This is a genomic window from Phenylobacterium sp. LH3H17 (assembly GCF_024298925.1).
Lineage (GTDB): Bacteria > Pseudomonadota > Alphaproteobacteria > Caulobacterales > Caulobacteraceae > Phenylobacterium.
Window position 1 is genome coordinate 447,883 of the sequence record NZ_CP101283.1, and the last position, 19,249, is coordinate 467,131.

At 68.8% G+C, this 19,249-nt stretch carries 23 protein-coding genes; 9 read left to right on the forward strand and 14 right to left on the reverse strand.

Going from position 1 to position 19,249, the window contains the following annotated elements; all coding sequences use genetic code 11:
- Nucleotides 1-38: 38 nt before the first annotated feature.
- The gene (locus M9M90_RS02270) at nucleotides 39-365 is read left to right on the forward strand and encodes a hypothetical protein (protein WP_254835543.1); all 327 of its coding nucleotides are present in this window, start codon (nucleotides 39-41) and stop codon (nucleotides 363-365) included.
- Nucleotides 366-557: 192 nt separating this feature from the next.
- On the opposite strand, the gene M9M90_RS02275 is transcribed toward M9M90_RS02270, so the two are convergent.
- Nucleotides 558-1,007 carry an OmpA family protein gene (locus M9M90_RS02275; protein WP_254835544.1) on the reverse strand — a complete coding sequence of 150 codons (450 nt, stop codon included), beginning with the start codon at nucleotides 1,005-1,007 and terminating at the stop codon, nucleotides 558-560.
- Nucleotides 1,008-1,091: 84 nt separating this feature from the next.
- Complete coding sequence (locus tag M9M90_RS02280; RefSeq protein ID WP_254837205.1) at nucleotides 1,092-1,427, reverse strand: YMGG-like glycine zipper-containing protein; 336 nt, start codon at nucleotides 1,425-1,427, stop codon at nucleotides 1,092-1,094.
- A gap of 185 nt (nucleotides 1,428-1,612) precedes the next feature.
- Here M9M90_RS02280 and M9M90_RS02285 point away from each other — a divergent pair, with 185 nt between their 5' ends.
- On the forward strand, nucleotides 1,613-2,494 hold the full coding sequence (locus tag M9M90_RS02285; protein ID WP_254835545.1) for a diacylglycerol kinase family protein: 882 nt from the start codon (nucleotides 1,613-1,615) through the stop codon (nucleotides 2,492-2,494).
- A complete protein-coding gene (locus M9M90_RS02290; RefSeq protein ID WP_254835546.1) occupies nucleotides 2,491-3,273 on the forward strand; it encodes a metallophosphoesterase in 783 nt (260 codons plus the stop codon). Before M9M90_RS02285 ends, M9M90_RS02290 begins: the two co-directional genes overlap by 4 nt.
- 54 nt (nucleotides 3,274-3,327) lie before the next feature.
- Here the strand turns inward: M9M90_RS02290 and M9M90_RS02295 are convergent, their stop codons facing one another.
- The 4 genes from M9M90_RS02295 to M9M90_RS02310 form a co-directional block, all read right to left on the reverse strand.
- Entirely contained in the window at nucleotides 3,328-3,501 is a 174-nt protein-coding gene (locus tag M9M90_RS02295) for a DUF1328 domain-containing protein (protein WP_254835547.1), read from the reverse strand.
- A gap of 15 nt (nucleotides 3,502-3,516) precedes the next feature.
- Complete coding sequence (locus M9M90_RS02300; RefSeq protein ID WP_254835548.1) at nucleotides 3,517-4,200, reverse strand: superoxide dismutase; 684 nt, start codon at nucleotides 4,198-4,200, stop codon at nucleotides 3,517-3,519.
- 68 nt (nucleotides 4,201-4,268) lie between these two features.
- Complete coding sequence (locus M9M90_RS02305) at nucleotides 4,269-4,661, reverse strand: hypothetical protein (protein ID WP_254835549.1); 393 nt, start codon at nucleotides 4,659-4,661, stop codon at nucleotides 4,269-4,271.
- Nucleotides 4,658-4,981 (reverse strand): hypothetical protein, encoded by a 324-nt coding sequence (locus M9M90_RS02310; protein ID WP_254835550.1) that lies wholly within the window; start codon nucleotides 4,979-4,981, stop codon nucleotides 4,658-4,660. Before M9M90_RS02310 ends, M9M90_RS02305 begins: the two co-directional genes overlap by 4 nt.
- A 185-nt stretch (nucleotides 4,982-5,166) precedes the next feature.
- On the opposite strand from M9M90_RS02310, the gene M9M90_RS02315 reads away from it, so the two are divergent.
- Nucleotides 5,167-6,582: an HWE histidine kinase domain-containing protein gene (locus M9M90_RS02315; RefSeq protein ID WP_254835551.1), complete on the forward strand. Its 1,416-nt coding sequence runs from the start codon at nucleotides 5,167-5,169 to the stop codon at nucleotides 6,580-6,582.
- Here the strand turns inward: M9M90_RS02315 and M9M90_RS02320 are convergent.
- Nucleotides 6,579-7,376 (reverse strand): alpha/beta fold hydrolase, encoded by a 798-nt coding sequence (locus tag M9M90_RS02320; RefSeq protein ID WP_254835552.1) that lies wholly within the window; start codon nucleotides 7,374-7,376, stop codon nucleotides 6,579-6,581. The two genes, M9M90_RS02315 and M9M90_RS02320, sit on opposite strands and share 4 nt — an antisense overlap.
- 24 nt (nucleotides 7,377-7,400) lie before the next feature.
- Complete coding sequence (locus M9M90_RS02325; protein WP_254835553.1) at nucleotides 7,401-8,033, reverse strand: COQ9 family protein; 633 nt, start codon at nucleotides 8,031-8,033, stop codon at nucleotides 7,401-7,403.
- A 177-nt stretch (nucleotides 8,034-8,210) separates the two neighbouring features.
- Between M9M90_RS02325 and rpsU the strand changes: the two genes are divergently transcribed.
- From rpsU to folP, 3 genes are all read left to right on the forward strand, one after another.
- Nucleotides 8,211-8,444: a 30S ribosomal protein S21 gene (gene rpsU / locus M9M90_RS02330; RefSeq protein ID WP_254837206.1), complete on the forward strand. Its 234-nt coding sequence runs from the start codon at nucleotides 8,211-8,213 to the stop codon at nucleotides 8,442-8,444.
- Nucleotides 8,445-8,634: 190 nt separating this feature from the next.
- The gene (gene ftsH, locus M9M90_RS02335; protein ID WP_254835554.1) at nucleotides 8,635-10,512 is read left to right on the forward strand and encodes an ATP-dependent zinc metalloprotease FtsH; all 1,878 of its coding nucleotides are present in this window, start codon (nucleotides 8,635-8,637) and stop codon (nucleotides 10,510-10,512) included.
- A gap of 76 nt (nucleotides 10,513-10,588) precedes the next feature.
- Nucleotides 10,589-11,389, forward strand: coding sequence for a dihydropteroate synthase (gene folP / locus M9M90_RS02340; protein ID WP_254835555.1), 801 nt, complete (start codon nucleotides 10,589-10,591; stop codon nucleotides 11,387-11,389).
- On the opposite strand, the gene M9M90_RS02345 is transcribed toward folP, so the two are convergent.
- Nucleotides 11,373-12,113: an SDR family oxidoreductase gene (locus M9M90_RS02345; RefSeq protein WP_254835556.1), complete on the reverse strand. Its 741-nt coding sequence runs from the start codon at nucleotides 12,111-12,113 to the stop codon at nucleotides 11,373-11,375. The two genes, folP and M9M90_RS02345, sit on opposite strands and share 17 nt — an antisense overlap.
- A 102-nt stretch (nucleotides 12,114-12,215) precedes the next feature.
- Here M9M90_RS02345 and thiD point away from each other — a divergent pair, with 102 nt between their 5' ends.
- Together thiD and M9M90_RS02355 are read left to right on the forward strand one after the other, a co-directional pair.
- Entirely contained in the window at nucleotides 12,216-13,022 is an 807-nt protein-coding gene (gene thiD, locus M9M90_RS02350) for a bifunctional hydroxymethylpyrimidine kinase/phosphomethylpyrimidine kinase (RefSeq protein WP_254835557.1), read from the forward strand.
- Nucleotides 13,019-13,588, forward strand: coding sequence for a nucleotidyltransferase family protein (locus M9M90_RS02355; protein WP_254835558.1), 570 nt, complete (start codon nucleotides 13,019-13,021; stop codon nucleotides 13,586-13,588). The genes thiD and M9M90_RS02355 overlap by 4 nt, the downstream gene beginning before the upstream one ends.
- On the opposite strand, the gene M9M90_RS02360 is transcribed toward M9M90_RS02355, so the two are convergent.
- The 5 genes from M9M90_RS02360 to M9M90_RS02380 form a co-directional block, all read right to left on the reverse strand.
- Nucleotides 13,585-14,028: a GNAT family N-acetyltransferase gene (locus tag M9M90_RS02360; RefSeq protein WP_254835559.1), complete on the reverse strand. Its 444-nt coding sequence runs from the start codon at nucleotides 14,026-14,028 to the stop codon at nucleotides 13,585-13,587. The two genes, M9M90_RS02355 and M9M90_RS02360, sit on opposite strands and share 4 nt — an antisense overlap.
- Nucleotides 14,029-14,037: 9 nt before the next feature.
- Nucleotides 14,038-15,729: an ATP-binding protein gene (locus M9M90_RS02365; protein ID WP_254835560.1), complete on the reverse strand. Its 1,692-nt coding sequence runs from the start codon at nucleotides 15,727-15,729 to the stop codon at nucleotides 14,038-14,040.
- Between the two features lie 159 nt (nucleotides 15,730-15,888).
- Complete coding sequence (locus M9M90_RS21235) at nucleotides 15,889-16,584, reverse strand: hypothetical protein (RefSeq protein WP_371876892.1); 696 nt, start codon at nucleotides 16,582-16,584, stop codon at nucleotides 15,889-15,891.
- A 95-nt stretch (nucleotides 16,585-16,679) separates the two neighbouring features.
- The gene (locus M9M90_RS02375) at nucleotides 16,680-17,123 is read right to left on the reverse strand and encodes a hypothetical protein (RefSeq protein WP_254835561.1); all 444 of its coding nucleotides are present in this window, start codon (nucleotides 17,121-17,123) and stop codon (nucleotides 16,680-16,682) included.
- Nucleotides 17,124-17,253: 130 nt separating this feature from the next.
- Nucleotides 17,254-19,158: an ATP-binding protein gene (locus M9M90_RS02380; protein WP_254835562.1), complete on the reverse strand. Its 1,905-nt coding sequence runs from the start codon at nucleotides 19,156-19,158 to the stop codon at nucleotides 17,254-17,256.
- Nucleotides 19,159-19,249 lie beyond the last annotated feature (91 nt).

Below are 19,249 nucleotides of genomic sequence, written 5' to 3' on the forward strand. Positions count from 1 at the left end.
GGGTTCGCTTTTTGCGCCGGAAGGGCCATCTTAGGGCCATGAGCAAGTTCAGATCCCTGATCGCGGCCCTCCTCCTGATGTCGCTGCCGCTGACCGCCCAGGCCGCCGCGCCGGTCGACGCCGCCGGCCTCGAGGGCAAGGCTGTGATCGGCCAGGGCGGCGTCGTGCTGGGTCATGTGGAGCGGGTGATCCTGGGCGCCGATGGGGCGCCGGCCCAGGTGCTGGTGCGGCCTAAAGGCGTCCGGGCCAGCGGTCCTCGCAGCCTCTCCGTCAAGGCCTTGAAGGTCGCGGGCGCTAGCCTGAGCGCGCCCCTGACCAAGGCCGAATTCGACGCCATGCCGGCCATCGAACCAACCTTCGAATAGGCGGCAAAAAAACTCGCCTATGCCGGGAACATAACATTTGGGTGTGGGTTTATTCGATGCGGAGGCGGCGACGCCCCCCCCCGACTTGAGGCCGGCGACTATGCCGGTCTGCCGTCTCCGCACCCCCTTTTTCTCGATGATGCAGACTTCAAGGCGGACCCCAGGTCCGCCTTCTTCTTTGCCTGCCTCGGCCTAGCGGGGCCTGCTGAGCTCCACCGTCACATCGGCCCGTCGGCGTAGGGGCTGCAGGTCCCCGGTGCGGGTGGTGGCCCCGCTCTGGCCGGCGGCTGTCAGGTCGACTTCCGCGGTTGGGAGGCCTGTGGCGGCCAGGGCCTCGCTCACCGAGGCGGCGCGTCTCTTCGAGAGTTCGAGGTTCGCCGCAGGGGCGCCGGCGGCGTCAGCCAGCCCCAGAACCGTCACGCGGTCCACCCTGCAGGTCTTGGCCTGGGTCGAAGCCTGGGCCAGCACCGCGCGGCCCTCCGAGGTGATCTGTGCGCTGTCGGGTTCGAAATAGACCTGGACGGTGACGTCCTCGCAGCGCGAGGTCGCGGTGACGATGCGGTCCCGTCCCGCGCGCGTGGCGCAGCCGGCGGTTGCAAGTCCCGCAACCAGGGTGATCGTCAAGATCGCCTGAGCCTTCATCGTACGCCCCTGTCGCGCCGTAACGTGGAAAGGGCGGCCAGCATAGCCGACCGCCCTTCTGATACCAGTGCTGTAGCCGCCGCCTCAGCGGGGACTGCCGTTTTCCCAGTAATACCGGCCGGAGGCGGAGTCGTAATAATAGTACCGCCCCGCACGCTCGTCATAATACTGGCGCTTGTTGGTGGAGTTGGCGCCGCAGCCGCCGTCTTCCCGACAACCCTTGACCGCGCCGGCCGTGCCGCCGATGGCCGCGCCGATGGCGGCGCCGGTGCCGGCGTCGCCGGAACCCACGTTATTGCCGATCACCGCGCCGGCCAGTGCGCCCAGAGCCGCGCCGCCCGCGGCGTTGCGCTCGACATTGCCGGTGGTGGTGCAGGCCGCGGCCAACAGGCCGGCGCCGGCGATGGCGATCAGCGGCATGAATGATCGGTGCTTCAGCATCTCTTGGCTCTCCTTGAGCTTATCCCTCGTGCCGCAACGCATCGGCGGTCGCCGGGGTTCCGGGTTCGACCTGCCGGAACCTGCCGCAGACGGCGCCGTTTCGGAAACGCCGCCGTCTGCGTCATAAGGGCGCCGGATCGGCGAGTGGGGCTAAGGACGACACAGTGGCGGGTAAGCCGAAGATTTCCAGAGTCGAAGTGGTGGTGAACGTCGCCTCCGGCAGCGTCGGGCCGGGCGCGCCCGATGAGATACAGGCCTTGCTGGCGGAATGGGGCGTTCGGGCCACAGTCAGCGCGCCGGCTCCGGGCGAGCTGGGCCGTTGCCTGCGGGATGCCATCGACGCTGCGCCCGACGCCGTGCTGGTGCTAGCCGGCGACGGCACGGCGCGGGCGGCGGCGGAGCTCGCCGGTCCCGACGGTCCGCTGATCGCCCCGCTGCCGGGCGGGACCATGAACATGCTGCCTCACGCGGTCTATGGCGTCGTTCCCTGGCAGGAGGCCCTGAAGACCATTCTTGAGGACGGCCGGGAACAGGCGATCGGTGGCGGTGAGATCGATGGCCGCACCTTCCTGGTGGCGGCGATCCTGGGCTCGCCCGCCCTCTGGGCGCCCGCCCGCGAGGCGGTGCGCGACGGGGAGTTGAAGCTGGCCCTGGCCCGCGCCCAGCGCGCCTGGCGTCGCGCCTTTTCCGGACGCCTGCGCTATGCCCTCGACGGTGGGCCCCGAGGCAAGGCCGAGGCGCTCACCTTTCTCTGCCCAATGGCGTCGAAGGCCATGTCGAACGACGAGCAGGCCCTGGAGGTCGCGGCCATCGATCCCAAGGGCCTGGCCGACGCCGCCCGCATGGGGATCAAGGCCATCGTCGACGACTGGCGCAACGATCCAGCGGTGGAGGTGCGGTCCTGCCGTTCGGCCGGGGTCTGGGCCGCCGGCCGCATTCCGGCCGTGCTGGACGGAGAGCCCGTGCGATTGAACGCCACCACCCGGGTGACCTGGCGGCCGAAGGTGGCGCGGATCCTCGCCCCGCCAAAGGAGCATGGGGTTTGATCCGCCTGGCGCACCTGTCGGACATCCATTTCGGAGGAGAGAACGTCGCCGCGGTGACCGGCGCGGCCGAGGTGCTGCGCGGCGGCGGATTCGACCTGACCATCATCTCGGGCGACCTGACCCAGTTCGGCGAGATCGGCGAGTTCGAGGCCGCCGCGGCCTGGATCAAGACCCTGCCGGGCCCCGTCCTGGTGACGCCGGGCAATCACGACGCGCCCTATATCGCCTGGTTCGAGCGGTTCTTCTCGCCCTTCGGACGGTTCCAGCGTCTGATCGGCCAGGTCGAGGGCCAGACCCACGTATCGCCGGGCCTCGCCGTGTTCGGCGTCAATACGGCCCGGGGCGTCCAGCCGCGCGCCAACTGGTCAAAGGGCCAGATTTCTCGCAGCCAGACCGAGCGCGCCCGCGATTGGCTTTGCGCGGCGCCGGCCAGCCAGCTCAAGGTGCTGGTGTGTCATCACCCATTGTCCGAGATGATCGGGGGCCCGATGACCGCCAAGGTCTGGGGCGGGGAGGCCGCGGCCAAGGCGTTTTCGGAAAGCCAGGTCGACCTGGTGCTTTCAGGCCATATCCACGCGCCCTTCGCCTGGCCCTATCCCTTCGGCGACGCGAAGACCTACGCCGCCGGGGCCGGGACCCTTTCCCTGCGCGAACGCGGTGTGCCCGCGGGTTTCAACATCGTGGAGGCCGACGAGCGCGAGATCCACATCAAGGCCCAGGACTGGAAGGGCTCGCACTACGAGACCTCGCGCACCTGGTCGCTGGACCGCCGGCAATAAAACGCCCGCCTTCCGGGGAAGGCGGGCGTTTTAGTTGTCGAGTCGTGGAGCGTGCTAGAGTGCGCCGCGCCCTCGCACCATGTGCATGATGAGGGAAACCACGAACAGCACCAAGAACACGAAGAAGACAATCTTCGCAATGCCCATCGCCGCGCCGGCGATGGAAGTGAAACCGAGAAGACCGGCGATCAGAGCGACCACCAGGAAAGTCAAAGCCCAACCGAGCATAGTCGTTCCTCCGAGTTAGCGTCCCAGATTCGAACGCTTTTCGGCCGCTCCCGTTCCCGAAGAACTGACGGGATCCGGATGGCGCCAGATCTCGCCGTCTCCGCGCGCCGCCGCATACTGGTCGCCGGCGAAGGCCCAGTTCGGCAGGGCGTCGAACCACGCCTCCAGGAAGGCCTGCCGGTCGTTCTTGTGGTCGAGATAATAGGCGTGCTCCCACAGGTCGCAGACGAACAGCGGGGTTAGGCCCTGGTGGGTGAGCAGGTCGTCGCCGTCATGGGTGTCGACCACCCTGAGCGTCTGGCCCTCGGCCGCCAGCCAGACCCAGCCCGAGCCGAAGTGAGCAGCGCCGAGTTCGACGAACTTCGCCTTGAGGTCGGCCAGGCCGCCGAAATCGCGGTCGATCGCCTCGGCCAGGCCATCCGTCGGCGTCTGGGCCTTGGCGCTCATGCAGGTCCAGAAAAAGGTGTGGTTCCAGAGCTGGGCGGCGTTGTTGAACAGCTTCCTGGCGTCCGCCTTTCCGGCGGCTTCGCGGATGACATCTTCAAGGCTGGTGGGGCGCGCGCCCTGCTCGCCCAAAAGCTGGTTGGTGGTGTCGACGTACTTCTGGTGATGCTTCTCGTGGTGCAGGTGCATGGTCGCCCGACCAATCACCGGCTCAAGCGCGGCGTGGTCATAGGGCAGTGGGGGAAGCTCGAACATGGGATCATCCTGGGGAGGCGCGGTAAGCCCGCTGTCCCTGGAAAACCCCCCTCCGGGCGTTTGGTTCGCTATTTCTTGGAGGCGCGGCCGGCCATGACCGCCGAGACGACCGCGGCGGTGATCTTAGGGTTCTTCAGCGCCACGGCGGCGGCCGCGGCCACCACGCCGGCGGCCACCCAGGGCTTGTCGCGGGCCAGCTCGAAGACGCGCGAGGTCAGGTCTTTCTCCTGGCCCCCGACGCGCAACTTTTTCGGCGGATTAGCGCGGATCAGCAGGATCGCGGCCAGGATGGCCATCACCACCGTCGCGGCGCCCGCGACGATCACCGACGCCCAGGCGGGCCCGACCGAGGGAAGCACCGCGGCGTGCAGCGCCATGGCCAGGGCGACCACGCAAACGACCGCCGCCGCGGCGAGCGCGGCGACGGCGACGGCGAAATAGACCGCCTTCTTCAGGATCAACGCTTGCGGCCGCTGGCCAGCAGGAGGCCGATCAGCAGGCCGGCGCCCAGGGCGGCGCCCGCGGCGATCAGGGGACGTTCCTTCACGCGCTCGACGACGTAGCGCTGGGCTTCGTCGATGTGCTGGCCGGCGTTGTCGGCATAGGTGCGCGACTGGGCGCGGACCTGTTCCAGGCCCTCGGCGACCACCTTCTCGAAACGCTTGGCCGCGTCGTTGAAGCTGCGTTGGGCCTCGGCCGTCAGCTTGGCGGCGGACTCGGTGACCGAGTGAGCCGCGTTGCGGGCCTCGTCGGTGGCATGGTCGATGGCGTTCGTGCCCATGTGGGTGGTCTCCAGGATGTTCGGCAGGCCTCAAGCAAGGGCGCCCAGGCGTTACAGCCCAAACGCCGCACATATTAGGCGGTTCCGGCATGCGGCGGAAGCCGGTTGCTGACGACGCCGCAAAAGGCTGGGTGCAACTCTCGGTTCCTGTCGCTTCGCAGCGAAGCTGGCTTTATGGTGCGGCTATGGCGAAGACCGCCTCTGAACCCAACCTCGACAGGGAACGCCTCGAGCTGGCGCTGCAATCGGCGCGCCTGGGCGAGTACGAGTGGGACATGGTCCGCGACATCTTCCGCATCAGCGCGCGGATGTCGGCGATAACAGGCCTGCCGCAAGGCGACCTGGACGCCGAGAAGGGCGAGGCGCTCTATCGCGGCGTCCATCCCGAGGATCGCGAAACCACCCGCAAGACCATGGAAGCCTCGATGCGCGCCACGGGGCGGTTCGAGACGGAATACCGGCGGATTCGCGAGGACGACGGGCGCACGGTCTGGATGCGCTCGTCCGGCCTGCTGGTACGTGATGATGACGGCCGCCCCGTCCGCGTCTGCGGTGTCGTGCAGGACGTCAGCGACAACCACCTGGAGGATGATCGCCGCCGCACCCTGATGGGGGAGCTGGATCACCGGGTGAAGAACGTCCTGGCCACGGTCCAGGCCCTGGCCTTCCAGACCGCCAAGCGCACCACCTCACTGGACAGCTTCCTGGCCACCTTCGCTGGGCGGCTGAAGGCCATGGGTTCGGCCAACGAACTGCTGACCGCCGCCCGCTGGCGAGGCGCGGCGATCGCCCACCTCGCCGCCGCGGAGCTGGGCGGCTTGGCGCCCGGCCAGACCCGCTGGGAGGGGCCGGAGCTGTTCCTCACGCCTCGTGCCGCCAACGCCCTTTCGCTGGCCCTGCACGAACTGGCCACCAATGCGGTCAAGTTCGGGGCGCTCTCCGTAGAGTCCGGCCGCGTGGAGGTGCGTTGGACGCGGCTCGCCGACGGCGGGTTCGAGTTGTTCTGGACGGAGACTGGAGGACCCCCGGTCAATCCACCGACCCGACGCGGTTTCGGCTCCACCCTGCTGGCCCAGGTGACAGGGCGCGAGTTGAACGGCGAGACCGAGGTCGAGTATCGTCGGGCCGGGGTGCGGGTGCGGTTGCGCGCCAGTCCCGCGGCCGTGGTCGCACGACCCGAGACCGTCCCAGAGGCGCCGGTGCGCCAGGCGATCGAAACGGTCTCGGCGCCCACCGGTCCGACCGATCTCACCGGCTCGCGGGTGCTGATCGTCGAGGACGCGGTGCTGTTGGCCCTGGAGCTGGAGACCGGGCTGTCGGAGGCGGGCGCAGAAGTCATCGGCCCCGCCTACGAACTCTCCGAGGCCATGGCCCTACTGAACCAGCGGATCGACGCGGCCGTGCTCGACGCCAATCTCAACGGCCTGTCGGTGACCCCCGTGGCCGAGGCCCTCGCAGCGCGCGGCATCCCCTTCGTGTTCGCCACAGGCTATGGTGATGCTGGCGGCGCCCCCTTGGGATTCGACGCCCCGATCATCCGCAAGCCCTATGACGTGACGCAGGTGGCGGCCGCCGTGGCGGCGGTGCTGCGAGGAGTCTAGACCTTCAGGAACTCCACCATGGCCGGGACCGCGGCGCGGTCCTGCAGCATGAACAGGTGGCCGCCCTCGAAGAAGCGCAGCGTCGCGTGCGGGATACGGGCGGCCATCTTCTCCTGGGTCTCCGGCAGGGCCACGCCATCGTAGCGACCCGCCGCGATCAGGGTCGGGGCCTCGATGTCTCCCAACCGGTCCCAGGTATCGTGGTCCTTGCGGGCCTCGAGCTGGCGGTGGGCGCCCTGCCTGCGGCCAGGTTCGTCGGCGAAGGGATCGGCCGATCCCAACGCCACCAGCTGAGCGTAGGTCTCGGGGTTGGCGGCCGCCCAGCCGGCGTCGCGGCGAGTGTCGGAGATCGGGATCAGATGCCTGGCCCGGGCTTCTCCGGTCAGATGCTCGATCTCGTGGAAGGGATAGGAGGCGCCGCCCGCCCCGCCCGGCGAGGTGCAGGCCAGGACCAGGCGTTCGATGCGGCCGGGATGCCGCAGGGCCAGCTCCTGGGCCACCATTCCGCCGAATGAGACGCCGACCACATGGGCCTGGTCCCAGCCGAGGTGGGCCATCAGCCCGGCGGCGTCATCGGCATAGTCGGCCATGCTGTAGGGCCGATCAGGCTTGTCGGACCGGCCGAGCCCGCGCTGGTCGTGGGAGACCAGGTCGAAAGCCTTGGCCAGCGGTCCGTCGAACTGGTTGGGCTTGTTGCGCAGGTCGCCCCCGGTGCCGGAGATGAACAGCAGGGGCGCACCCTCGCCGGCCCGTTCGAAATAGATATCAAGTCCGTTCACATGCACGGTCGGCATTCAATCGTCTCCCAGCGTCACGGCCTAGCCGTAGCGGAGCTTGGCCAGGGCGCCCGCCAGGTCCTTCAGCAGGTCGCCGGTCTTCAGGCCGGCCTTCCAGGTCTCGAAGGCCATGACGTTCTCGATGCGGGCGTCGACGAAGCTCATCGCCTCCTCCTTGCCGCCCGACAGCCGGATGGCGAGCGCCGAGGCCAGGATGCCCGCCAGGATCGCGCGCTTGGAATAGTGGTTCTCGTCGGTGGCCGTGTCGCCCGCCCAGCGCCACAGCTTGTCGGCGCTGTCCCACAGCAGCCGCGCGGCCAGCGGGAGGTGGAGCGGCAGGGACAAGTATCCCGCCCAGCGGCGCACGGCCGCCTCGTCCTGGGCCGCGGCGTCCAGCCGCGCCTCGACGGCGGCGCGGATCCTGGCGCGGATCTTCAGGCCGGCGGGGTCGGGCAGGGCGGCCAGGGCTGTGGAATCATGCCGTCTCGCCAGCAGGGCGGCGAGGTCCGCCGGTCCGTTCGGCAGCAGAAGTTCGGTCTCGGCCGCAGAAAGCCCGCAGGCCTGGCCCGCCGCGCGCACCGTCGGCCAGGTGAAGCCCCCGGTGGTGACTCGCGTGAGCGCTGCGTCCAGCACCTGTTGCTCAGTGGTTTCGGCCCAGCCGTCTTGGTTCGTCATGGCTTCTTTTAACCGGCCTTTTTGCGCCTGTCCGCCGTGGACATCGGCTGATCGTTCTGCTATCTGCCCGCGCTCAACTCGAAGGCCCGTAGCCATCGGGTTAAAAAGCTTTTGTCCGTTCGCCGCCGCCTGACCCCAGGATTGGCCGAGCGGGAACGGGTAATAGGAGAGAGACCTCTGGTTCAGATTTTCGTTCGCGACAATAACGTCGATCAGGCCCTCAAGGCGCTGAAGAAGAAGATGCAGCGCGAGGGCTCGTTCCGCGAGATGAAGCGGCACGTGCATTATGAGAAGCCGAGCGAGAAGCGCGCGCGCCAGAAGGCCGAGGCCGTTCGCCGCGCCCGCAAGCTGGCCCGCAAGCGCGCGCAGCGCGAAGGCCTGATCGCGGCGCCGAAGAAGCCCGTGCGGTAGGACTTCTTTCAAAGCCAAGCTTTAAAAGGCCGTGCGGGTTCCGTACGGCCTTTTTGCTGCCTGGAGCGCCGCCTTGGCGTGTAATGCGTTCACCGAACCGCGATGTTCGGTCGCGCGGCACGGGCCTTGCTGGAGTTTTGGGGTCCGCCCACCTATCTTGGGCAAGTGAGACACTTATCGAAGGCGCGACATGAATCTACGTAACCTCGCCATCTGGGGCGTCATCGTCGTCGTCCTGATCGGCCTGTACAGCATGATGACCGGCGGCAGCCAGGCGGCCGGCGCGGCGGGGCAGGTCTCCTATTCCCAGATGCTGGCCAAGGTGAACTCCGGCGAGGTGAAGTCCGCGACGATCCGCGGCACCGCGGTCGAGATCAAGGACGCCAGCGGAAAGTCCTTTACCGCCCTGACGCCGACCAACCAGGAAGAGCTGCTCAAGCGCCTGGAAGCCCAGGGCGCGGACATCAATGTGAAGTCCGCCGGCGGCGGCCTCATGGGCCTGCTGCTCAACAGCCTGCCGATCCTGCTGCTGATCGGGGTCTGGATCTTCTTCATGCGTCAGATGCAGGGCGGCGCCCGCGGCGCCATGGGCTTCGGAAAGTCCAAGGCCAAGATGATGACCGAGAACAAGAACCGGGTGACCTTCGACGACGTGGCCGGCGTCGACGAGGCCAAGGAAGAGCTGAGCGAGATCGTCGACTTCCTGAAGGACCCGCAGAAGTTCCAGCGCCTGGGCGGCAAGATTCCCAAGGGCGCCCTGATGGTCGGCCCCCCCGGCACCGGCAAGACCCTGCTGGGCCGCGCCGTCGCGGGCGAGGCCGGCGTGCCGTTCTTCTACATCTCCGGGTCCGACTTCGTGGAGATGTTCGTCGGCGTCGGCGCCAGCCGCGTGCGCGACATGTTCGAGCAGGCCAAGAAGAACAGCCCCTGCATCATCTTCATCGACGAGATCGACGCCGTGGGCCGCCATCGTGGCGCGGGCCTGGGCGGCGGCAACGACGAGCGTGAGCAGACCCTCAACCAGCTTCTGGTGGAGATGGACGGCTTCGACCCGTCGGAAGCCATCATCGTCATCGCCTCGACCAACCGTCCCGACGTCCTGGACCCGGCCCTGCTGCGTCCGGGCCGTTTCGACCGACAGGTGGTGGTGTCGAACCCCGACATCGGCGGGCGCGAGCGCATCCTGCGCGTCCACATGAAGAACGTGCCCCTGGCCGCCGACGTGGAGGTGAAGACCATCGCGCGCGGCACGCCGGGCTTCTCCGGCGCCGACCTGGCCAACCTCGTCAACGAAGCCGCCCTGATGGCCGCGCGCAAGAACCGCCGCATGGTCACCCAGCGCGATTTCGAGGACGCCAAGGATCGGGTCATGATGGGCGCCGAGCGCAAGTCCATGGCGATGACCGACGAGGAAAAGCGCCTCACCGCCTATCACGAAGGCGGCCACGCCCTGCTGGCCCTCAACGTCCCGGCCACCGACCCGGTCCACAAGGCCACGATCATCCCGCGCGGCCGCGCGCTCGGCATGGTCATGCAGCTGCCCGAGCGGGACCAGCTCTCCATGTCCTTCGAGCAGATGACCTCGCGCCTGACCATCCTGATGGGCGGCCGCATGGCCGAGGAGCTGATCTTCGGCAAGGACAAGATCACCTCCGGCGCCTCGTCCGACATCGACCAGGCCACGCGCCTGGCGCGCGCCATGGTCACAAAGTGGGGCTTCTCCGACAAGCTCGGCGTGGTCTCCTACGGCGAGAACCAGGACGAGGTCTTCCTTGGCCACTCGGTGTCGCGCACCCAGAACGTCTCGGAAGAAACCGCCCGGCTGATCGACCAGGAGGTCAAGGCCCTGGTCCAGAACGCGTTCGACGAGGCCCGCCGCATCCTGACGGAAAAGCTCGACGAACTGCACACCCTGGCCAAGGCCCTGCTGGAATACGAAACCCTCAGCGGCGACGAGATCATCAACGTGCTGAAGGGCGTCGCGCCGAACCGCGAGGACAGCGATATCAAGCGGCCTTCGGGTCCCTCGGTCTCGGTGCCGATCTCGCCGCGTCCCGAACCCGCCTAGGGCCAAGGGTCTCCACCATTCTCCACGCCCTCCCGATCCTGTATCGGGAGGGCGTTTTCATTTGGGCGAGGGCGCGATGGTGAAGGTCATGGGGGTGGTCAACCTCACCCCAGACAGCTTCTCCGACGGAGGCCGGTTCCTGGCGCCCTACGCGGCGCGTGCCCATGCCCGCGACCTGATCGCGCAAGGCGCCGACATCCTGGACCTCGGCGCGGAGTCCACCCGCCCCGGCGCCGCCCCCGTCTCCGCGGGCGACGAGATCGCCCGGCTGGTCCCGCTGATCGGGGCGATCCGCGCGGAGAGCGCCGTCGCCATTTCGGTGGACACGATGAAGCCCGAGGTGGCCCGCGCCGCCATGGCCGCCGGCGCCGACATCTGGAACGACGTCACGGCCCTGGGCTTTTCCGACGAGGCGCCGGCCGTCGCCGCCGAGCTCGGCTGCGGCGTTGTGCTGATGCATATGCAGGGCGAGCCCCGCACCATGCAGGCCGATCCACGCTACGACGACGTGGTGGCCGAGGTGGCCGCGTTCCTGAATGTCCGGGCCGAGGTCGCAATGGCGGCCGGGGTGGCGCGCGAGAAGATCTGGCTCGATCCCGGGATCGGCTTCGGCAAGCGGCTGGAGCACAATCTGGCCCTGCTTGCCCATATGGACGTCCTGGTCGCCCTGGGCTTCCCGGTGCTGCTGGGGGTAAGCCGCAAGCGCTTCATCGCCGCCCTTGATCCCGCAGCCCTTCCTGCCGATACGCGCCTGCCAGGTTCGCTCGCCGCGGCCCTGGCGGGGGTCCAGGCCGGCGCGGCGGTCGTGCGGGTGCATGACGTCGCAGAGACGGTTCAGGCCCTCAAGGTCTGGGAGGCGATCAACCGCGCCCGATGAAGGGCATCTTGGTGGCCATCACCGTCATGAACTGGACATTGGCGTCCAGCGGCAGGCCGGCCATGAACACCACCGCGTCGGCGACGGCCTTGACGTCCATCAGCGGCTCCGAGGCGAAGGTCCCATCGGCCTGGGGCACGCCCTTGGCCATGGCGCCGGTCATCTCGGTGGCGGCGTTGCCGATGTCGATCTGGCCGCAGGCGATGTCATAGGCGCGTCCGTCCAGCGAGGTCGACCGGGTGAGCCCGGTGATGGCGTGCTTGGTGGTCGTATAGGCCACCGAAAAGGGCCGCGGGACGTGGGCCGAGATCGAGCCGTTGTTGATGATCCGCCCGCCCATCGGCGTCTGGGCCTTCATCATCCGGAACGCGCCGCGGGTGCAGAGGAAGGCGCCGGTGAGGTTGACGTCGACCACCCGCTTCCAGTTCTCGAGCGAGAGGTCTTCCAGCCGCCCGCCCGCTGAGGCGCCGGCGTTGTTGAACAGCAGGTCCAGGCGCTTGTGACCGACGCTGATGGCCGCGAACAGATCGTGGACCTGGCTTTCGTCGGCGATGTCGGTCGGCACCACCAGGGCCCGGTCCGGCGCATGGGCGGCCGTGGCCACCAGCGCATCGGCCCGCCGTCCGGCCAGGACCACCTTCCAGCCGGCGTCCAGCAAGCCGTGCGCCGCAGCGCGACCAATGCCGGAGCCCGCGCCGGTGACGAGTGCGATCTTGTCTGTCATCCGGTCAAGCTAGCAGGGCGGGGTGCGACCACGCCATGAGAGAACGGCGGACGTCGCGCAAATCCCGATGCATTTCGCCGCCGGTCACGCTAGGTCCAGGCCATGTCCGAGAACAAAGGTCGCGTGCTGATCATAGCGGGTTCCGACTCCGGGGGCGGGGCGGGGATCCAGGCCGACATCAAGACGGTCACGGCGCTGGGCGGCTATGCGGCCACCGCGGTCACGGCGGTCACCGTGCAGAACACCCTGGGCGTCACCGGCGTCCATCCGATTCCGGCCGCGGTGGTCGAGGCCCAGGCCCGCGCCGTGCTGGACGATATCGGCGCCGACGCCATCAAGACCGGCATGCTGGGCGATGTGGCCATGGTCGAGACCGTGGCGCGCGTCCTCGACAGCGCCCGGACGCTTCCGGCGGTGATCGATCCGGTGATGGTCGCCAAGGGCGGAGCGAGCCTGTTGGCCGCCGAGGCGGTCGTGGCGGTCCGCACCTTGCTCATTCCCCGCGCGGCCCTGCTGACCCCAAATGCGCCGGAGGCCGAAGCCCTGAGCGGCCTGGCGGTGGCCACCACCGACGACCTCCGCCGGGCGGGCGAGGCCTTGCTGAAGCTGGGCGCCCGGGCCGTGCTGATGAAGGGCGGCCATGTGGCCGGCGCGACGGTGATCGACGTGCTGGTGACGCCGGACGGCGAGACGACCTTCGAGGGCGAGCGCCTGGAGACCCGCCACACCCACGGCACCGGCTGCACCCTGGCCTCGGCCTGCGCCACCGGCCTGGCCCAGGGGTTGAGCCTCACGGAGGCGGTGGCGCGGGCCTGGGCCTATGTGCACGAGGCCATGCGCCGTGCGCCGGGGTTCGGGGCGGGCCACGGCCCGCTGGACCACGGCTGGCCGCTGCGGGAGAAACGATGAGCCGGGACCTGACCGAGAGGCTGGAGGCCATCCTGCGCGCCGCGCCGAGCCTGATGCAGGTCATGGAGACGGCCCGGGAACTCGACCTACCGGACTGGCTGCTGTTCTCAGGGGCCATCTATCAGCGGGCCCTGAACCATCTCACCGGCCGCGACCCCGACTACGGGATCAAGGACTACGATCTGGGCTATTTCGATCCGGACGTCAGCTACGAGGCCGAGGACGTGGTCATCAAGCGAGTGGCGGCCGCCTTCGAACCGCGGCTGCGCGAGATGGTCGAGGTGCGCAATCAGGCCCGCGTTCACCTGTGGTTCGAAGGCAAGTTCGGCGAGCCCTATGCGCCGCTCGGCTCGAGCGCCGAGGCCCTGGGACGGTTCACCAGCGCGACCTTCGCCGTGGGCGCGCGGCTGCAGCGGGACGGGCGGATGACGATCGTCGCGCCCTTCGGCCTGGACGACATTTTCGCTCTGCGCCTGCGCCCCAATCCGACCCGAAGGACCAATGGATTCCTGCGTACGGCGCAGGCGGCCCAGGCCCGCTGGCCGGAACTCTCGATCGAGGCCTAGAGGTAGCCGGGCCCGCGGATCTCCATCCAGCTTTCTGGAGCGGTCAGCGGAACGAACCCGAACTGGGCGTAGAGCCCATGGGCGTCGCGGGTGGCCAGGTGCAGGCGGCGGAAGCCCTGCATGTCCGGATGATCCTTCAGATAGGCCATCATGACCTTGCCGAGGTTGGCGCCGCGATAGGCCTCGCCCACGAAGACGTCGCAGATCCAGCCGAAGGTCGCCCGGTCGGTGACCACGCGGGCCATGCCGGCCATGGTCCCGTCGGGGGCGTAGACGCCCACGACCAGGCTGTGGTCCAGCGACTTGTCGAACAGGTCCCGCGGGATGCCGGGCGCCCAGTAACTCTCGCCGGCGATCCAACCATGGGCGCGGTCACGGTCGAAGCGTGCGGCCTCGTCGCTCACGACGAAGCCATCGGCGGTGCGGGTCTCGTGGGGCATGGACGTTCTCTAGGCGGTGAGGGCGACGGGCGCGGGCGCCTCGGTCAGAGCCTGCTCGATCGCCGCGAACAGCTCCTTAGCCTCCACCGGCTTCATGACAAAGCCGCTCATCCCCGCGGCCATGCAGGCGGCCACCTCCTTGGGCGCCACCGAGGCCGTGAGCGCGATGACCGGCGTGGCCTGGTTGGGGCCCGGCTCCGCCCGCAGGCGCCGCACGGCCTCCATGCCGCCCATGCGGGGCATGTTGAGGTCCATGAGCACGAGGTCGAAGGGCTGGGTCGCCAGCTGTTCCAGGGCCTCGATTCCGTCCTGGGCCACGGCGAGCTCGTCGCAGGCGCCCTGCAGCATCAGGGTGAAGGCGCGGCGGTTGATCTCGTGGTCGTCAACGATCAACAGGCGCAGGCCCTCGCGATCCTGGGTCGCGTCCACCACGACGGACGGCGGCGCGGCGGCGGGCAGCCTGACCTGGAGATGGAAGGCCGATCCCTGGCCCGGCGCGCTCTCCACCGCCAGGTCGCCGCCCATCAGGCGGGAGAGTTCGCGGCTGATATTGAGGCCGAGGCCGGTTCCGCCATGGGTCCGCGCGACACTGTCGCTGGCCTGGCCGTAGGGGGTGAACAGGCGGTCAAGTTGATCGGCGTCCATTCCCGGGCCGGTGTCGATCACCGACAGGGTCGCCTGGCCGTCCGGGCCTGACGTGAACTTCAGGGTGACGGAACCGGCGTCGGTGAACTTCAGCGCGTTGGAGAACAGGTTGTTGAGCACCTGGCGCACGCGGGTCGGGTCACCCTCGACCCAGGCCGGGACCTGGCGCGCGCCCTCGACGCGGAAGCGCAGATCGCGGCGGCGGGCCTCGGGCGCCCAGAAGCGGACGGTCTCCAACATCAGACGGCGCAGGTCGAAGGGCGTGACCTCCACGCCCATCTTGCCGGCCTCGATCTTGGAAAGGTCGAGCAGGTCGTCCAGCAGGGTCCGCATCATCCGCGCCGAGGAGCCGATCAGATCCAGATTGGAGGCCCTGGCGCCGGCGGCTTCTGGCCGGCCCGCCTCAACGGCGCCGGCCAGGATGGCGCTGATGGGGGTGCGCAGCTCGTGGCTGACCATGGCGACGAAGGCGGACTTGGCGGCGTCGGCGGCCTCGGCCCTGGCGCGCGCCTCGCCCTCGGCGATGAGCGCGCGGGCGGCGGCGCGCCAGATCATGGCTGTGCAGGCGACGATCAGGACCGCGGAGATGGCGAGCGCCACGGCATGGCGGACTTCGGCCCCTATGGCGATCGCCGCGAAGGGCATTGCGGCCAGGAAGAAGGCGAAGGGCCAGGCGCTCGCCACGAAAGCCTGCAGTGATTTCTGGCTGGTCAGGGCGGTGTTGAGCAGGCCCCCGCACATCAGCGCGATGGCGCAGGCCAGGCCCCAGGCGCCGTCCATGACCGGACCCATGGCGCCATAGGCTCCAAAGACAATCGCGTTGGTGGACAGCAGGGCCAGGCTTGCGACGGTCGAGAGGTCGCCGCGGCGGAGGAGCAGATGCTCGACGAACTGGAGGCCCATATAAACGGCGAACCAGCCGAAGGCGAAGGCCCAGCCGACGGTGGTTCCGAAACCCGCCAGCATCGCCACGGCCACGCCGATGCGGAAGCGTGCCTGGGACCGCCTCGCGGCCAGGACCTCCATCAGGTCGGACGAGATGCGGACAGCGCCCATGCCTGGCCTTTGTCAGTCGAGTCACTTGGCATAACGCGTTACGTGCTAACCCCCCGTAAACCAGCGGTCCCCGAGCGCACGAAAAGGGGGACGGCCGTGAAGCCGTCCCCCTTCCGCTCTCCTCACCCGCGACGTCGCCGCCGCAGGGCGCTTGAGGCTTTAGCGGCGCTGGCCGTAGCCGTCGCGGTAGCGCTCATCGTCCCGCCGTTCCCAGCGGATCCGCGCGGCCAGGGTGTTGAAGCGACGGTCCAGGTCGGTGCGTTCCCAGGCCGACAGCCCGTTGACCCGATAGCGGGCCTCGAGCCGCGCGATGACCTGGAAGTCGGCCCGCAGGCGATAGGCCTCGCGAGTGGTGATCTTCCCGCTACGCACGCCTTGATCGATCCGGCGATCGAGCTGCGCCTGGCGCTGGTTGATGTTCATCCAGCGGCCCTGGCCGTCACGCCAGTTGTTGTTATCCCAGCGGCCATTGTCGTCGTTGTCCCAACGACCATTGTTGTCGTTGTCCCAACGACCATTGCCGTTATCCCGGCGGTCCTGGCTGTCGTTGCGATCATAGCGGATGCGGTTCGACAGGGCGTCGAACCGGCGATCCAGATCCTCGCGTTCCCAGGCCGACAGGCCGTCGACGCGATAGCGGGCTTCCAGGCGGGCCACGTCGTTGAACGCGCTGCGCAGCTCGACTGCCTCGCTGCGGGTCAGGTCGCCCGAGCGGACGCCGGCGTCGATGCGGGCGTCGAGGGTGGCCTGGCGTTCATTGATCGAGCTCCAGGCCTGGGCCGAGGCCGTGCCGGCCGACAGGGCGAGCACCGAGGCGGCGGCGGCGGCGAATAGGGTCAGGGTCTTGTTTTTCATGGTGATCTCCTAAGTCGTTCCTCCGGCGTCGCCCCCCGCCGGCATGGCGAGGGAAACGAGCCGAAGGATGATTGGTTCAGCGGCGGCCGGGCCGCTTAACGGCGCTCGCCGTAGCCGTAGCCGTACTCATTGCGCTCTTGGCGCAGGCGGTGCTCGATCGAGGCGTAGCGCTGTTCGATGGCGCGGCGTTCGGCGGTCGTGTAGCCGTTGCGGCGATAGCGGTCGGCCAGGTTCTCAACCGCCTGCACATAGCCCCTCAGGCGCGCGGCTTCCTGGTAACTGAGGTCCCCACGGCGCTCGGCCCTTTCGATGCGCCATTGCAGGCGATCGGCGCGGTCGTTGCGCTCGTAGCGATTTCCGCGATCGTAGCGGTCGCCGCCATCGTAGCGATTTCCGCGATCATAGCGGTCGCCGCCATCGTAGCCGCGTTCGTAAGTGCGCTCATAGGTGCGATGGCCGTCATAGGATTGGGCGGCGGCCGGGACGGCGGCGGCGGTCAAGGCGGCGGCCGCTGTCAGGGAGAGCAGGATCTTCTTCATTGGGTCCTCCTTGGACGTCGACGCCGCCTGGTGAGGCGACGTTGAGCCCTAGATGACCCCATCCCAGGTGAAACGGACCTGAGGCGGTCGTTGTCTGACGTTCAGATGGACGTGGGCGCCAGATGAGCGGCTAGGCGGCGGTGGCCGAAGCCTGCGACGCGCCGACGGTGGCCGCTTCGCTCAGCGCGCGGCTGATGGCGTCGTACAGCTTGGAGATCTCGATCGGCTTGGCCACGTGGCCGTCCATGCCGGCCGCGAGATATTCCTCGACCTGGTGGGAGAGGGCGTTGGCCGTGAGCGCCACGATGGGCGTACGCGGGCGGCCGCGCTCGGCCTCGGCGGCGCGAATGGCGCGGGCCGAGTCGATGCCGTCCATCACCGGCATCTGGATATCCATCAGGATCAGGTCGTAGGCCCCATCGCGCCAGGCCTCGAAGGCCAGCTTGCCGTCGGCGACGATGTCGATCTCGATGCCAAGCGAGCCCATGACCGCGGCCAGCACCTGCTGATTGGTCGGGTTGTCCTCGGCGGCCAGCAGGCGCAGGGCGCCTTCGTCGGCGCCCTCGGCGGCGGCCTGGACAGCGACGATCGAAGGGGCCGCCACCTCGCCGCGTTCCAGCGGCAGCTCGACGATGAAGACCGAACCCTGGCCTTCTCGGCTCTCCACCGAGATCACCCCTCCCATCATCTGGGTCAGCTCGCGGCAGATGGCCAGGCCGAGGCCCGTGCCGCCGAACCGGCGGGTGGCCGAGTTGTCGGCCTGGGTGAACTTCTCGAACAGGGCGGCCTGCTTCTCGGCGGCGATGCCGACGCCTGTGTCGCGGACGGTCAGGCGCAGGTCGCCGCTGTCGGGGGCCACGTCGAAGGTCGCGCTGACCTCGCCCTGCAGGGTGAATTTCACGGCGTTGGAGAGCAGGTTGCCCACCACCTGGCGGATGCGGTCGGCGTCGCCGCGCCAGGCGCCGCGGGCCGCCTCGGCCACTTCGACCTTGAACGACAGCCCCTTGCGTTCCGCGACCACGGCGAAGCTCTCGCGAGTGGGGGCGAGCGCGGTCTCCAGGTCGAAGTCGTCGACCAGCAGGGTCAGCTTGCCGGCCTCGATCTTGGAGAGGTCCAGCACGTCGTTCAGCACGGCCAGCAGCAGGCCGCCCGACTGGCGGATCACGTCCAGGCGTTCGCGTTGCACGTGGGTCAGGTCGCCCATGGACATGACCTCGGCCATGGCCAGGACGCCGTTCAGCGGCGTGCGGATCTCGTGGCTCATATTGGCCAGGAACTGGGATTTCAGCACATTGGCGGCGTTGGCGGCGTCGCGGGCCTCGACCAGCTCGCGCAGGGTGCGCTGCAGGGCCTGCTCGCGTTCATCGAGTTTCGCCAAAAGGTGGTTGAAGCTGTCGGTCAGGCTGCGGAACAGGGCGTCGTCCGCCGCAACCTCGACGGGCGCGAAGCTGCCGCTTCCGGCGACCTCGTGCATGGCTTCCGACAGTTTCTGGACCGGCGCGATCACGCGAGAGGCGAGTCCGCGCGCCAGGAACAGCGCCACGCCGACGCCACCGAAGAACAGCGCGCCGGTCAGGGCGATGAATTGCGGGAGCAGGGCGGTGAGGCGCGGCGTCTCCGCCGTCATCACCAGTTCTCCCACCTGGGCGCCGCCAGCGCGGACCGGCGTGCGGAGAATTTCGGTCTCCAGGGCGTCGGTTCCGCCGGCGCGGGCGAAGGTCGCCACCTTCCGACCCTGGCTGTCGAACAGCTGGGCGCCGATCACCCGATCGGCCTTGGCGAGGGCCGAGATGGAGGCTGCGGCGGCGTCCGTATCCCGTTCCGAGAGCGCCTGTCCGGCCGCGCTGGCGGTGATCTCCGACAGCGCCACATGGCTCTGATGGGTCTGCTCGCGGGCCACCGCCCACTGCTGCAGCATGAAGGTCAGGCAGGCGGCGACCAGCACAACCACGGTGGTGATCAGGGCCACGCCGGCCACGCGCGCATGGAAGGTCGCGTGGTGGGCCGTGCCGGTCTTGCGAGGCTGGTCGGTCATGGCGCTCGGCGTTCCATCGAGCGCTTTACCTAGTCGATTTCCCCTAACGGTTTGCTTCCACGGTCCCGCTCGGACCTCGCCCATCAGGGGA

Excerpts from the sequence above, each read along its gene's own strand:
- M9M90_RS02275 (WP_254835544.1), bottom strand. The coding sequence starts at position 1,007 with ATGAAGGCTCAGGCGATCTTGACGATCACCCTGGTTGCGGGACTTGCA.
- M9M90_RS02280 (WP_254837205.1), bottom strand. The coding sequence starts at position 1,427 with ATGCCGCTGATCGCCATCGCCGGCGCCGGCCTGTTGGCCGCGGCCTGC.
- M9M90_RS02355 (WP_254835558.1), top strand. The coding sequence starts at position 13,019 with ATGAGCCGGGACCTGACCGAGAGGCTGGAGGCCATCCTGCGCGCCGCG.
- M9M90_RS02300 (WP_254835548.1), bottom strand. The coding sequence starts at position 4,200 with ATGTTCGAGCTTCCCCCACTGCCCTATGACCACGCCGCGCTTGAGCCG.
- M9M90_RS02375 (WP_254835561.1), bottom strand. The coding sequence starts at position 17,123 with ATGAAGAAGATCCTGCTCTCCCTGACAGCGGCCGCCGCCTTGACCGCC.
- thiD (WP_254835557.1), top strand. The coding sequence starts at position 12,216 with ATGTCCGAGAACAAAGGTCGCGTGCTGATCATAGCGGGTTCCGACTCC.
- M9M90_RS02320 (WP_254835552.1), bottom strand. The coding sequence starts at position 7,376 with ATGCCGACCGTGCATGTGAACGGACTTGATATCTATTTCGAACGGGCC.
- M9M90_RS02310 (WP_254835550.1), bottom strand. The coding sequence starts at position 4,981 with ATGGGCACGAACGCCATCGACCATGCCACCGACGAGGCCCGCAACGCG.
- M9M90_RS02315 (WP_254835551.1), top strand. The coding sequence starts at position 5,167 with ATGGCGAAGACCGCCTCTGAACCCAACCTCGACAGGGAACGCCTCGAG.
- ftsH (WP_254835554.1), top strand. The coding sequence starts at position 8,635 with ATGAATCTACGTAACCTCGCCATCTGGGGCGTCATCGTCGTCGTCCTG.
- M9M90_RS02325 (WP_254835553.1), bottom strand. The coding sequence starts at position 8,033 with ATGACGAACCAAGACGGCTGGGCCGAAACCACTGAGCAACAGGTGCTG.
- M9M90_RS02380 (WP_254835562.1), bottom strand. The coding sequence starts at position 19,158 with ATGACCGACCAGCCTCGCAAGACCGGCACGGCCCACCACGCGACCTTC.
- folP (WP_254835555.1), top strand. The coding sequence starts at position 10,589 with ATGGTGAAGGTCATGGGGGTGGTCAACCTCACCCCAGACAGCTTCTCC.
- M9M90_RS02295 (WP_254835547.1), bottom strand. The coding sequence starts at position 3,501 with ATGCTCGGTTGGGCTTTGACTTTCCTGGTGGTCGCTCTGATCGCCGGT.
- M9M90_RS21235 (WP_371876892.1), bottom strand. The coding sequence starts at position 16,584 with ATGAAAAACAAGACCCTGACCCTATTCGCCGCCGCCGCCGCCTCGGTG.
- M9M90_RS02360 (WP_254835559.1), bottom strand. The coding sequence starts at position 14,028 with ATGCCCCACGAGACCCGCACCGCCGATGGCTTCGTCGTGAGCGACGAG.
- M9M90_RS02365 (WP_254835560.1), bottom strand. The coding sequence starts at position 15,729 with ATGGGCGCTGTCCGCATCTCGTCCGACCTGATGGAGGTCCTGGCCGCG.
- M9M90_RS02270 (WP_254835543.1), top strand. The coding sequence starts at position 39 with ATGAGCAAGTTCAGATCCCTGATCGCGGCCCTCCTCCTGATGTCGCTG.
- M9M90_RS02345 (WP_254835556.1), bottom strand. The coding sequence starts at position 12,113 with ATGACAGACAAGATCGCACTCGTCACCGGCGCGGGCTCCGGCATTGGT.